Here is a 13,169-nt window from a genome sequence, read left to right as displayed (position 1 = left end):
ATTGTCCTGCACGACGTGGTCGGCGGCGAGCGCGAGCACGATGGCTTCGCTGGCGCGGTTCTGCGCGAACACCGCGCCGGCCGCGATCGCAGGTCCTGAATCGCGCCGCATCGGCTCAAGGATCACGTCGGCCTCGATGCCGATCTCGGCGAGCTGCTCCAGCACCATGAAGCGATAGGACGCATTGGTGATGACGATCGACCGGTCGAACAGCGAGGGATCGGAGACGCGCAGCAGCGTGTCCTGGAAGGTCGAGCGCGAGCCGAACAGCGGTAGGAACTGCTTGGGCCGCACCTCGCCCGACGCCGGCCACAGCCGCGTGCCGGCGCCGCCGCACATGATCAGGGGGATTATGCGTTTGTCCAAAATCTCAAGCTCCGCGCCAAATTCCAGTTCTATAAATTAGAGACAGCATCTATAGAGAGCCACAATCTCACACTGGGGATGTGAACTCGAAATATCCTTATCAAGGCTAGTCTGTTGCCTATTCCGCAGACCTCGAAAGCCGTTAATCTAAGCTTGCTTTTTTGGTCCAGCCCATCTCCCTATTGCCTCCGTTTTCGAGTACGTACGGAGTACCCAACCTAGAGATTATTATGACAAAGAAACGTGCACTTATTACTGGCGTAACTGGCCAAGACGGCGCCTATCTCGCTGAATTGCTCCTGGAAAAAGGATATGAGGTCCACGGCATCAAGCGACGGACTTCGCTGTTCAATACCGATCGTATCGACCATCTTTACCTCGATCCGCACGAACCCAATCCGCCGTTCCGCCTGCACTACGGCGACCTGACAGACTCTTCGAGCCTGATCCGGATTGTTGGCCAGGTCCAGCCCCACGAGATTTACAATCTCGCAGCACAAAGTCACGTGGCCGTTTCCTTCGAGGAACCGGAATACACCGCGAACTCTGACGGCCTCGGCACCCTTCGAATTCTCGAAGCGATGCGGATCGTCGGTTTGGAAAAAACGACCCGTTTCTACCAGGCGTCGACTTCCGAACTCTATGGCTTAGTCCAGGAAATCCCGCAAAAGGAGACTACGCCTTTCTACCCGCGTTCGCCGTACGCTGTAGCCAAGCTCTATGCATATTGGATCACGGTCAATTACCGAGAAGCTTACGGGATGTATGCTTGTAATGGCATCCTCTTCAACCACGAATCTCCGGTCCGCGGCGAGACCTTCGTGACCCGAAAGATCACGCGTGCTTTGGCGCGCATCCATTTGGGACTGCAGGAAAGGCTCTATCTAGGAAATCTGGACGCCCTGCGCGATTGGGGACACGCCCGTGACTACGTCGAAATGCAATGGCTGATGCTGCAGCAGGACAAGCCTGAGGATTTCGTGATTGCTACTGGCGTGCAACATTCGGTCCGAGATTTTGTCAATGTCGCAGCAAGCGAAGTCGGCATGACGGTCCGCTGGGAAGGAAGCGGCGTCGAAGAAAAGGGATATGACGCGAAGACCGGCAAGTGCGTCGTCTCCGTCGATCCCCGCTATTTCCGCCCCACCGAGGTCGCGACGCTTCTTGGCGATCCGTCAAAGGCCAAGCAGAAACTCGGCTGGAAGCCCAGTACGTCGTTCGAAAGCCTGGTTCGAGAAATGATGAAGGAAGATCTCGAATCCGCAAAACGGGACGAACTCATCAAGCAGCACGGCTTTAGATACTATCCGCGACACGAGTGATAGCGGTGAGGCTCGACTCGTCGCTCTAATTTTCGGGGTCGGCCAGAAGAGCGCTGAAGCTCTTCTGGCAAGGATCGCACGGTCTTGGGGCGGCCGACCCGCGGGTCTTACTCGAACCGTCCGGCGGGCGACTGCGAGCGCCAGTCGCGCAAAGCAGCCGCCAGGTCAAATTGTCGAACGAAGCCATCGTTCTGCAATTTTTTCGGAACGATGTTGGTAGACCTAAAAAGCTTGAGCACACGGGCTCGATTGATCGAGGTCTTCAGGCCGAGCTTGGAAAGCAGCTCAAACGCCAACCCTCCCAGAAGAATCAAGCTTATCGGAATTGTAAACCTCGGCTCTGGCAAATTGGCCACCCGGCAAAAGGCCGCGCAAATGCCTTCCGTCGTCACCGGTTCGTCGAACGCAAAATTGTAAATTGTCAGCATTTCTTCGCTGCGACGAGCGAATTCCAATGAGGCGACCAAATCTTTAACGTATCCGCAGGCTTTTTTGGTGTCTCTCCTGCCGGGATAGAAGAATGCCCTTCTCTCCAGTGATCGTGCTAACCGGGTGAAATTTCCCCGTTCCTGAAACCCAAATACGACGGCCGGCCGGACAATCACCAGCTTTCGGTCTCTCGGCTCTTCTAGTTGCCAACTCTGATGAATACCTTCGGCTAGAAGCTTCGATTTTCCGTATGAACTCTCCGGATTAGGATCCGAGAACTCTGAGATCTCATCTTCACTCGGGCCGTAAATCGAGATCGAGCTTGTAAAGAACAACGTTTTCGCTTTTGTGATCCGGGCATACTGCGTCACGCTCAAGGCGCCGGATACGTTGGTCCAGTAGTACTCCCAGTCCGCCGGGCCGGGAGTAACGTGCACTGCCGCAAGATTGTAAATCTCAGTAACCCCAGGCGCTAAGTCCGCCGGAATTGGCAACCTTACATCGCAAAATGTATATTCGACACCTTTGGTCCTGAATCTCGGCTGGGGCGCGATATCCGCGCTTACGACTCGAGCATATTTGCCTGAATTCACAAGCTCACGAGCAAGATGTGAGCCGATGAATCCGTGCCCGCCGAATATCACAGCAATTCTGCCCCCGATCTCCATTAGATGCCCCTGCTTCCCTGAAATGTCATGCCTTGCCAATAAGCGCGAGATATTGGTTCATAATGGTTTGCTTGTTCATGCACTCGGCCACGAAAGTGCGGCCGTTCTCGCCTTTTCGCGCTAACTCGTCCTTGCTATCGAGAAGGCTGGTGACCGCCTCGAACAAGCCATCCTCGTCTCCGGGCGAAACGCAAATTCCTGCTCCAGAGCGCTGCGTGAGCACGTCGAGCGGACTTCCGGTCTCGGCTATACAGACATACGGTCGTCCAGCCGCCATGATTGAGAAGAGCTTCGATGGCAATGCATAGTTCGCCACGTCCAACGCCTGTGGCACCATGTGGAGCGAAGCCGCCTGCAGGCTAGGAACGAACTTGTCTGCATCCACCAGCGGCGCAAACCTAGTATTTGTCACCCCGGCCTGCTGAAACAGGCGAATGATCCGGTCTTTTTCTGAGCCGTCTCCCTGCATCACGACGTTGACGTCGGGCCTTTCGAGTGAAAGGCGTTTGATCAATGGTAGAAGCTGATCTAGATTCTGCTTCTTTCCAAAATTTCCGGAATACATCAATGTTGGCGGGTGAGCTGGAACAGGCGATTCAGACGCAGGTGAAGCCCAAATAGAAATGACGTCGATCGGGCTCGTACACCCGATCTTCTCAAGCTCGCTCTTCATTCCTTCTGTCAGTACCACAACCCGATCCGACCGGTTGAGTACGAAGCTCTCCACCCGCTCCATCATTCGCAAGATCAGTGGGTTCTTAGCAATACCGAGTGACCGCGCTAGCCCACTTTCGATATCGTGAACGATGGTTAGCACCTGTGCGCCACTGATAAGTTTTACCAATAACGCAGCGAAGACCGTCAAACTACTTGGAACGTAGGCGATAACAACGTCTGGTCTGCTGAAACGCCCAAGCAACGCTTTTCGACAAACTGAAATTACAAAGCGAATGTCGTTCTTCACGCGTTCTTTGAAGCCGCCGGCGCCCCTCTCGCTTACGCCGATTCGAGATACTTTGATGTCTTCAAACGTCTCTTCGTCGCGGCTTCCATCGCTCCACGCACGGAAATTTTCTGCCGTGGGATAATGCGGTCGAAAAGCTATTGTGTGCAGCCGATGCCCCGCCCCCTGCAAATACCTTGCAAGGTCGGTACAATAGGGCGCGGACCCTATCTCTTCCGGCCAAAAATAAGGAGACAGATAAAGAATAGTCTTTGTCAAAATTAAAAATCCCAGTGCAACCGCAATTACGACCTACGACCCGACGATCGCATCCAGCCTGCGACCCCCACTCTGCAGGAAATCGTCGTAGGCCGCCGCGAGACCGGACCGGAGAGAGGTGTTCGGCCGCCAGCCGAGCGCTCTAATCCTAGAGCTATCTAGCAGCTTGCGTGGCGTACCATCGGGTTTAGACGTGTCGAAGACCAGCTTGCCCCTGTAGCCCACAACGTCCGCAACCGCTGCCGCAAAGTCAGCAATCGACAACTCGTCTCCACTGCCGACATTGATCGGAAGATCACTTGAGTAATTCTTCAGGAGGAAAACGCAGGCATCGGCAAAGTCCTCGACGTTGAGGAACTCGCGAAGCGGCGTACCGGTGCCCCATACCGAGACGCTGGGAGCATTGGCGAGCTTGGCTTCATGGAAGCGCCGGATCAACGCGGCCGGGACGTGGCTGTGATCCGGATGATAATTGTCGCCGCGGCCATAAAGATTGGTCGGCATGGCCGAGATGAAATCATCGCCAAATTGCCGACGATAGGCCTGGCACATCTTGAGGCCGGCAATCTTGGCGATCGCGTACCACTCATTGGTCGGTTCAAGCGGCCCGGTCAGCAATTCGCTTTCGGCGATCGGCTGCTTGGCGTGCTTGGGATAGATGCAAGACGAGCCGAGGAACAGCAGACGCTGCACACCAACCGCGTGACTTGCGCGGATCACGCTCAACTCTAGCGCAAGGTTGTCGCAGAGAAAGTCGACCGGGAAATTGTTGTTGGCTGCGATACCGCCGACTTTTGCCGCGGCGTGAACCACGACCTCGGGACGATTGGCCTCGAGCCATCTCAGCGTAGGCTCTTCCTTTGTGAGATCGAGTTCGCGGCGATCGGCCGTCAGGACGGTGCAATTCTCGGACGCAAGCCTGCGGACGACAGCCGATCCGACCATGCCCCGGTGACCCGCGACAAAGACACGTTTGCCCGAGAGATCGTAGGTTGAAGCCCCTGTCATCGTATCCTCTAAAAGCGTTCGGTTCGCCGGATCATCAGCGATCCAGTTACCGCCGCATTACGCAATCACGCTGCCGATGCAGCCCCGCCAGACAGGTAACACAATCTTCACCATGCGACAGCCTGCCCGGCCAGGCAAAGATATTCATGATGAACCTGCGCTGCGCGCACAAAAGGTCAGCACACACTGAAACAAAAACGAGCAAGGCAGCCGCATCGGCTGTGCGGCTGCCTCGAAGATCGATGAAAACGGCAGCCGCCGCCCGGGTTAGCTCAACCTCAGTATGCCCGGCGCAGCACGGGGCCGACAGGCGCGCAAACCCGGTCCATGTACCAGCCATAGGGCGTCTCGACCCGCACCAACGGGCAACGGCGCCACGGCACATAACGGTAGGGATACGGCTGCGCCCAGAACGTCACAGGCGTTGCCTGGCTTTCGCCCGTGAGCAGGGCTGCCGGTGCGGGCATCTGCATCGCGGCGCTCGCTCCGCTCGCCGCGCAGAAGGTAACAGTTGCGGCCAAAAGGCCTGCTCGGATCAACGTCTTAAACATCCAAAATAGCTCCTCGCCCCTTGCGGATTTGACCCCGACCGCGCTCGTCAGATCCCAGCTGACCGACGCCGCCGGTGCGTAAGGCCACTGCCGCGACTAGCCCAAATAGCGAACCGAACTTTACCAAGGCCGCCGGCGCAATTGCAACCGATGCCGGGGCAGCCGAGGGCCTTTCGGGACGATATGGCGCGCAGGTGTGGCTTCTCGGTCCTATTTTTCCTCGCTCCAGGCGCCCGGGGCGGCGAGGTCGGGTGAACGGCGGTACACATCCCGAAGGAACTGGTAGTTGACCGTCTGGGCCAGAGGCACGTCTTCCTCGCCGAGTTTGGCAAAGAGAAGGATATCCCGCAGCGTCCGCCAGCGGCTTTCGTCGTAGTCGCCGATACGGCCGCCGGTGGGAAGCACCAGCGGGCGTTGCTGCTGCAGCTCGAATCGCAGCCGGTCGGAATTCAACCTGACCGGTCCGGTACCAGCGAGAACGGGCACGCTCCGTGCATAGTCCGCGTAGGTGAATTGCCATCCGCGAATGACGCCCTGAAGGACATCGGCAATCATGGATGGCTGTTCATGGACGAGAGCGTTGCTCGCGAAGTAAACCAAGCCAGGGACATGGATACCGTAGTCTTGCGGTTTGATGACATTCAGCTTCACGAAGGCCGAACTGGTCGGATCCGGTTGCTCGTCGATTGCGGCGATGATGGCATCCACCTCGCCGGCTCGCAGAGCGTCGAAGCTGTCGCGGTCCGGCACCTTGGTGATCTGGCTCCGGGGCAGTCCGAGCTGCGCCATCATGGCGTCGAAGGCAACGTCGCCTTCGCTCGCCCTGCGGTATCCGACCCGCTTTCCGACGAGATCAGCCGGCCGCCGCAGGCCCGAGCTTTCGAGCGTGAAAATCGCGACGGAGGTATCAAGGAAGCTCGCGGCAAAGGCCGTCACGGGAACGCCCCGCCAGGTTGCCAGCAAGAACTTCTGGCCACTCGTCACGCCGATGGCATGTTGACGTGCAACAGTTTGGACGAAGTCTGGATCGGGTTGGGCGGCCAACTCGATGCGGGAAGAGAAAAATCCCTGCCTCGATGCTGCAAGTTCGCCGGCAAATCGCGCGCTATATGGCCCTTCCACGAGCAGCTTGACCGCAGCGGCGGTCGAGGCCGTCGGAGCGCGTACGGGCGCCGCATCGGGGTGAAGAAGGAGAAGCGCGGTTCCGGCCAAGGCCACGGCAGCAAGGCCAATGGCGAGGGCGCGCTTTCCTCTCGGCCGGGTCCGCCGCCGGGACTGGGTTCGAGGCAACGAGATCTTCCTAACAGGTTGCGAAATTTAACATATCAACGAGGGTGAGATGGGCTACAATTTCAGCTTGTGGGGTAAGGTTAACTTTTCCTTCGCCTTGTTTTAACAGCGATTTTGACCGATAGCACAGCGCGTTCGGTAAATGAATTTTGCGTCAATGGATTTGGCAGGATGACTATTCTTTCCACACGGCCGGTGCCTGTCGCTGATTCTGCGGCGAAAATTGACGTGGTCGAGCCGGCGGCGGATACAGCTGCAGGCTCCGCGCCGAGCTGGCTACGACCTGTGGTTGTCGAACGGGCGATGGCGGTGGTGGATGCGGCGCTGATCGTTTTCAGCGGGATTGGCTGCGCGGTCGGCTATCTCTTGGCGAGCGCCGGCGTCATCGGCAAAGCCGACGTCTATGCGGGGGCGAGCGTTCTCGTCGCCGTCAATTTCATCCTGCTGACAACCGTGCAACACGGCTACCGCCTGAAGAACATCACGAACCTGCCGCGCACGTTCCGGCTGACGCTGGCGACCTGGACCGGCTTGTTCGGCGCGCTGCTGGCGATCGCCTTCACGATGAAGGTCAGCGAGGAGTTCTCCCGCGGCGCCGCTATCTCGTTCTATCTGGTCGGCCTCACCCTCCTCCTCGCCTGGAAAGCGATCGCCGCGCGCTGGACCGCGCATGCCTTGCGCACCGGCGCCTTCGCCAACGGCCGCGCCATCATGATCGCCGAGTTCGGCCTTGCGAGCTCCTCCAACGCGGTCGACGACCTCGGCCAGCACGGCTACCGCCTGGTGCGGGTGATGGAGATCCCGGCAAAGGACCTCGCCTCGCCGCTGCTGCTGTCGCAGCTGGCGCCGCGCTTCGAAGAACTGATCGCGTTTGCGCGCGAGCACCGGATCGAGCACGTCTTCCTGCTGATGAACTGGAGCCGGCAGCACGCGATCGACAGCATTCTGGACGCGCTGAAGATCCTGCCGATCCCCGTGCATCTGGTGCCGGACCCCAACGCCGCGCGGTTCCTGCGCTATCCGCTGGTGAGCACCGGCAACACGTTCACCGCCGAGCTGCGCCGCGCGCCGCTATCCTGGAAGGAGCGGGCGCTCAAGCGGACGCTCGATCTCGTCGGCGCCAGCGTTGCGCTTTTCGTGTTCGCGCCGGTGATGCTGGTGACCGCGATCCTGATCAAGCTGAGCTCGAAGGGCCCGGTGTTCTTCCGCCAGACCCGCCACGGCTTCGGCGGACGCGCGTTCAAGATCTTCAAGTTCCGCACCATGCGCGTGCTGGAGGACGGCCCGACGATCGTGCAGGCGCAGAAGAACGACCCGCGCGTCACGCCAATCGGCAAATGGCTGCGCAAGACTTCGATCGATGAGCTGCCGCAGCTCTTCAACGTGCTCAAGGGCGACATGTCGCTGGTCGGCCCCCGCCCGCACGCGGCCGCCCACAACACCGAATATGAGCAGATCATCGGCAACTACGCCTTCCGCCACCACGTCAAGCCCGGCATCACCGGCTGGGCCCAGGTTAATGGTTACCGCGGAGAAACCCGCACGCTCGACCTGATGCAGAAGCGCGTGGAGTATGATCTGTGGTACATTAACAACTGGGGCCTTACTCTGGATCTGAAGGTAATTGTCTTGACGCTAGTCACGAGTTTGCGGGCACCAAATGCGTACTAGACTGCTTCACGATGAGAGTTCTTGCCGAATGTAGGGCTTGCTGGCGCTTCACAATTTGAGCGCCACAAAGTCACGTTACTAGTCTGACGAGGAAAATGTCGGCAAGAACTAAAATGAGAGTTTTGGCGGTAGCGACACATCTGCTCCCTGCAAGAGGTTGGGGTGGAGTTGCCGTGACCGCGCGCACCTTCTTCGAGCTTCTGGCGTCTGGAACGCAAACCGATCTGTGTGTTATCGCTAGTGATGCATGCCGAGAGACAGGACACATCAGTGAACGTGACATCGACTTTGCGCATGAAGTCGCCCTCTATTCTTCCAGCAATAGAGACAAGAGCGCGTTCAGCTGGGCAGCTATCCCACTGTTACTCCAAAACATTCGCCATGCGGATTTTGTTTATTCTGCCGGAATCATGACGTGGCCTACGACGTTAGCAGCCATCGGCGCTTGGCTTTTTCAGAAGCCTTTCGCTTTCCACGCTCACGGCGGATTACTTGAAGACCGCTTGGTTGAACTCAAATCAAAACACCTCAAATGGCTGCTATTCCGGTACGCCATTTTACCGTTCTTGAAGCGCGCTTGTTTTCTCAACTGCTCTTCTGAGTTCGAGGCCGAGAACGTGAGGAAGGTGTTGAACAAGCCCATACTGATTACGCCTAACTACCAGGATATATCCTCGATCCCTCAAATTCCACCTGCTGGGGCACACAGCAAGAATCTTCGTCTGACCTTTGTCGGTCGCCTACACAAGGATAAAGGAATTTATCGTTTTAGCCGCATCTGGAAGTCATTCGCAGGCGAGGGAGACGTTCTGCAGATAATTGGCGGCCAGGATGATCGCTATGGACGAGCGTTAGTGGAAGAATTCAGAGACGACCCGCGCTTTGTTTTCTTCGGAGAACGCGATAGAGCTACCACGTTCCAGATTGTCGGCAGATCAGACGCGCTCGTGCTCCCATCAGGCTTGGAAGGAACACTCCGCGAAAACTTTGGGAATGTAGTTCCGGAAGCTCTCGCCGTTGGGCGCCCTGTCCTGATCAGTCAGCGATTGGCCTGGCGTGATCTCGAAACACAAGGAATTGGCTTTTTTCTTCCAGAGAACGATAGTGAAATCGTGGCCCTTCTAAGCAATCTTCGCAATTCTGATAAGCCCTTGGCGCCTCCCTCCGCTTGCCGGAACTACGCAATGAATTTCGACAGCGCAGGATCCGCAAGTGAGATTAGCCGATTCTTGGACCTCGCAGAAACGTTCGCCCGAGGGCGAAAGTAAACTGTAGCTCGCCCAACGGCCCCTCGAGTAAAAAGCGCGGCGAGCCACATAGCCGAAACAAGAGCAAGCGATTCGCTCGAATGAATCGCCGCCCCGAGACCTCAATGACACGACATCGCCTGTTACGTGCGGTTGCCTCAGCGGCAATTGCCCTCACCACCAAGGGACAGTCTCTCCTATTTCTCGTTGCACTTCTAACATATGGGGGACAATCAGATATTGTCCGGTACGGACAGTACACCTCAATGCAAATGTTGATTGGTTATGTCCTATTTTGCAGCACTCCATTCGCGCACGGGCGGCTCATTTTTACAGGTGCCGACACTCGCGAGTACCGATTTATACCGATTACTAGCGCACTGTTTCTGATGCAGGCCGCACTGCTGATCTTCATTAGCTTAGCAGTTCATGCCCTGGGAGACCCGAACGGTACCGCATATGCACTGCTGCACACCCCGACGGTCTGCTCAATAGTGCTTTATCTCGCTTCAGAACATTTTATCACGACTGCAAGATCGGTGGACAATTCTTATTATCTTGGCATGGCTGGCGCCATTCGGCTTCTTTCGGCAGCAGCCCTATTCGGCATCGGCACCATCTTCAAGTCGACCAATTTTGATCAATTCTTGCTCTCGATCTCAGCAGCCTCGCTGATTATAAGCTTCCTTGGCTTACTGATCTTCGCTGACAAATATCAGCTAGTTCGGGAACTGCGAAAGCTCTGGAGCAGCGCCCAAGGCTTCCGCGAAACGGCAACGTTCGCCCTTCATTTTTCTTTTCTTCCACTGTGCGCCTGGATTCAAAATCTCTCAGGTCGCCTAATAGTGAGCACAGCCGAGGCTGCCGCACCAGGCTATACCATCTATTCATTCGCTGCGACCAATGCTTCGATCGTGACCCTGGTCGTTTTTGATTCGATGCGATCAACTCTCTACAACGTCCGTAGCAGCCAGCACATCAATTATCGATGGATCCGAACATTCCGTCTGACCGCGTTGGTCAACCTTGCAGCCTTCTTTCTGTACGGATGCTTCGTGGTCCTGGCTGTGTACTACTATACGTCGGCCTACAACATTCCCTTTGATCCGCGATGGCACGCATTACTCTCACTGTCGATCGCTCTAACCTACTTCTCCGGAATCAGTGAATGGCTGTGCATTTCAGTCGGCCAATTACGAATCTTAAACTTCGCAATGGGTGCATCAACAATCTTCTTCGCAGCCTACTTGTTTGTGGAGCAGATGCTCAGATTGAATGATCTAAGTACGGGACTGATAGTGTCCTCGATTCTATCGAACTTGATATTCGCATTGATTTGCATCATTGGAAATTGGACCATCGTCACACGACTGCTAGCCCCAAGAGGGGACCTTCAAAGCTAGCTGACAATAGAGACTAAACTCCAGGTAAGCACGTCGACCTGGACCTTAGGAAACACACCATGAGCAAGGCATCTATGGCCATAGTAATCCTCGCAAAGAACGAGGAGGGGAATATCGCTGGGTGCATCAAGCAACACAAACAGCACTGCAATGTCTACGTGATCGACTCAGGAAGCACGGACGAGACCAAAGTGATCGCCGAATCTGCAGGAGCAACGGTTCTCACGCGGAGCTGGACCGGATTTGCCGATCAGAGAAATTTCGCAATTGATACGCTGAGAGCTCAATACGAATGGTTGACGTTCATCGATGCTGACGAAGAGTTCGACCCAGCAGTTTTTTCCTTTGTTGATAGAACCGCTCAGCAATCGGATATCGATGTCATCTACGTATCTCAAACCATCTATCTCAATCATAAGCCCCTAAGGCATGCGCCTGGTTACCCCATATACCATCCGCGGATTGCTAGAACGTCGCGTGCTCGATTCTCTCAAAACCAATCAGGTCATGGAGAGATGATCGACTCTACGAGAGACCTCAAAACTCATTTCTTAGATATCCCATACCGACACTATATTATAAGCCACGGAATTCAGCATTGGCTTACGAAGCACGTCGGACTTGCCTCACTTGAGGCCAATCAGCTGAAGCAGATCAATGCTGGCACCACGAGACGTATGCGATTGAGTCTTTTGGTCCCCGACAATCTGCTTCGACCACTTATTCGTTTTCTGTATCACTATCTCGTCTGCGGCGGATTTCGCGACGGCCGCCAAGGTCTTGTTTTCTCAATTATGTACGCATGGTTTGAATTAACAAAGTGGCTAGTTAAGAGCGAAACCCGCGCTTGATCGCGAGCCTTGCTCGAGAGGGAATCTTTTTTGGAAAGGACCGTAGTGAATACGAATTGCCATCTAAGACAAGCCGTTGGTCATTTTCCCGAACTGGGGACATCCGTATCCTGCCCCAACATTATCCGGCCACCTCCCTCGGGCTTCAGCTGTAGATTGCTCGCCTTCCAATGGGGGAATCCTGACACCCTAGTCTGACCGCGCGATACAAGAACGGTGGATCCATTTGCAAACCCTTCAAAAATAGGGGTATCGAAACTGTTCCCAAACCCCTCTTGAAGAACTCCCGTGTGCCCACCTCCACCACCCACGTATGGCCGGTCGAAGTGATTTAGGCTACTCTCCTTGCCGAGACGCAAACTCGGACCCGATCGCCCTCCACCCGATATCACGATATCGCGAAAGCTGTTGAACCTGCCACTATCAACATCCACGACGATCTCGGCACGACCGTACTCGGCGATAATTCTCTCGAAAGTGTTTTGACACGGGTGATTGTCGAACATCTTCCAGCGAGCCCCACCCAGTTCTGGGGAACGGCCAAGAATAATGTTTCTAAGGCTAGCATCAGAGAATGAGCAACGAACAAATAGATTGTTTGCAGCTCCGTTACAGAGGCGAAGCGCCACTTGGCAGTCTTCGGTGTTTAGATTTTCGAACAAATTATTCTGCCCAGCGTCAACGATTATGGCATCTCCGCTGACACCCCTCACGGTGATGTTACGAAAGGTCCTGTGAACAGCTAGCCCGACGTAAAGCCCGCAACTAGCGCGCCGCCCGCCGTCAATGATTAGATTATTAACTTCACCTTCCCGATTGCCATGAGCCTCGTCAGCGTCAACCGACAGAACGCGAATCGGCTCTTTAGTCGAGATGGGAATATTGCGTCCATCGAATGACACTCCCGGCGGCAAGTGGATAGTTTCGGAGATTGAATATCGGTCTGAAAGCTTCTTGTTAGGGGCGGCAGCGATAAAGCGTGTGCCACTATTCAGCGCCGATTTGATAGCCTCGGTGTCGTCTCTTCCTGTTCTGACCTTGCTACCGAAGTCCTCGATAACAGCAACGTCTGGCGAAAATGCAGCGCCACCGACGAACGCAACGGCACCTGCAAGAGTCTGCCTCCTATTTTGCACCATCG

At 55.8% G+C, this 13,169-nt stretch carries 12 protein-coding genes; 5 read left to right on the top strand and 7 right to left on the bottom strand.

The genetic code is table 11. The annotated features are described in order from the left end of the window. A partial coding sequence (locus XH84_RS32915; protein ID WP_245471944.1) for a sugar phosphate nucleotidyltransferase occupies positions 1-366 on the bottom strand: 366 nt, incomplete at its 3' end. Positions 367-596: 230 nt separating this feature from the next. Between XH84_RS32915 and gmd the strand changes: the two genes are divergently transcribed. Further along, positions 597-1,688, top strand: coding sequence for a GDP-mannose 4,6-dehydratase (gene gmd, locus XH84_RS32910; RefSeq protein WP_128918060.1), 1,092 nt, complete (start codon positions 597-599; stop codon positions 1,686-1,688). Between the two features lie 107 nt (positions 1,689-1,795). On the opposite strand, the gene XH84_RS32905 is transcribed toward gmd, so the two are convergent. The 5 genes from XH84_RS32905 to XH84_RS32885 all read right to left on the bottom strand — a co-directional run bounded on the left by XH84_RS32905 (position 1,796) and on the right by XH84_RS32885 (position 6,784). Then, entirely contained in the window at positions 1,796-2,785 is a 990-nt protein-coding gene (locus XH84_RS32905; RefSeq protein WP_128918059.1) for an NAD-dependent epimerase/dehydratase family protein, read from the bottom strand. Between the two features lie 25 nt (positions 2,786-2,810). After that, complete coding sequence (locus tag XH84_RS32900) at positions 2,811-4,007, bottom strand: glycosyltransferase family 4 protein (protein ID WP_128918058.1); 1,197 nt, start codon at positions 4,005-4,007, stop codon at positions 2,811-2,813. Positions 4,008-4,040: 33 nt separating this feature from the next. Beyond that, entirely contained in the window at positions 4,041-5,015 is a 975-nt protein-coding gene (locus XH84_RS32895; RefSeq protein WP_128918057.1) for a GDP-L-fucose synthase family protein, read from the bottom strand. Between the two features lie 278 nt (positions 5,016-5,293). Next, positions 5,294-5,566 carry a hypothetical protein gene (locus XH84_RS32890; RefSeq protein ID WP_235885170.1) on the bottom strand — a complete coding sequence of 91 codons (273 nt, stop codon included), beginning with the start codon at positions 5,564-5,566 and terminating at the stop codon, positions 5,294-5,296. Positions 5,567-5,776: 210 nt separating this feature from the next. Next, positions 5,777-6,784, bottom strand: coding sequence for an ABC transporter substrate-binding protein (locus XH84_RS32885; protein ID WP_245471943.1), 1,008 nt, complete (start codon positions 6,782-6,784; stop codon positions 5,777-5,779). Positions 6,785-7,141: 357 nt separating this feature from the next. Here XH84_RS32885 and XH84_RS32880 point away from each other — a divergent pair, with 357 nt between their 5' ends. The 4 genes from XH84_RS32880 (at position 7,142) to XH84_RS32865 (ending at position 12,028) form a co-directional block, all read left to right on the top strand. Beyond that, positions 7,142-8,527 carry an undecaprenyl-phosphate glucose phosphotransferase gene (locus XH84_RS32880; protein ID WP_245471942.1) on the top strand — a complete coding sequence of 462 codons (1,386 nt, stop codon included), beginning with the start codon at positions 7,142-7,144 and terminating at the stop codon, positions 8,525-8,527. A 173-nt stretch (positions 8,528-8,700) separates the two neighbouring features. Further along, entirely contained in the window at positions 8,701-9,795 is a 1,095-nt protein-coding gene (locus XH84_RS32875; protein ID WP_164936071.1) for a glycosyltransferase, read from the top strand. A gap of 104 nt (positions 9,796-9,899) precedes the next feature. Beyond that, entirely contained in the window at positions 9,900-11,177 is a 1,278-nt protein-coding gene (locus XH84_RS32870) for a hypothetical protein (RefSeq protein WP_128918055.1), read from the top strand. A gap of 59 nt (positions 11,178-11,236) precedes the next feature. Continuing rightward, on the top strand, positions 11,237-12,028 hold the full coding sequence (locus XH84_RS32865; RefSeq protein ID WP_128918054.1) for a glycosyltransferase family 2 protein: 792 nt from the start codon (positions 11,237-11,239) through the stop codon (positions 12,026-12,028). An 80-nt stretch (positions 12,029-12,108) separates the two neighbouring features. On the opposite strand, the gene XH84_RS32860 is transcribed toward XH84_RS32865, so the two are convergent. Then, positions 12,109-13,167: a hypothetical protein gene (locus tag XH84_RS32860; protein WP_128918053.1), complete on the bottom strand. Its 1,059-nt coding sequence runs from the start codon at positions 13,165-13,167 to the stop codon at positions 12,109-12,111. Positions 13,168-13,169: the final 2 nt, after the last annotated feature.

Origin of the sequence: Bradyrhizobium nanningense (assembly GCF_004114535.1) — a bacterium.
Lineage (GTDB): Bacteria > Pseudomonadota > Alphaproteobacteria > Rhizobiales > Xanthobacteraceae > Bradyrhizobium > Bradyrhizobium nanningense.
The sequence above is the reverse complement of the archived record's forward strand: the minus strand, read 5'-3'. Positions and strand labels throughout refer to the sequence as shown.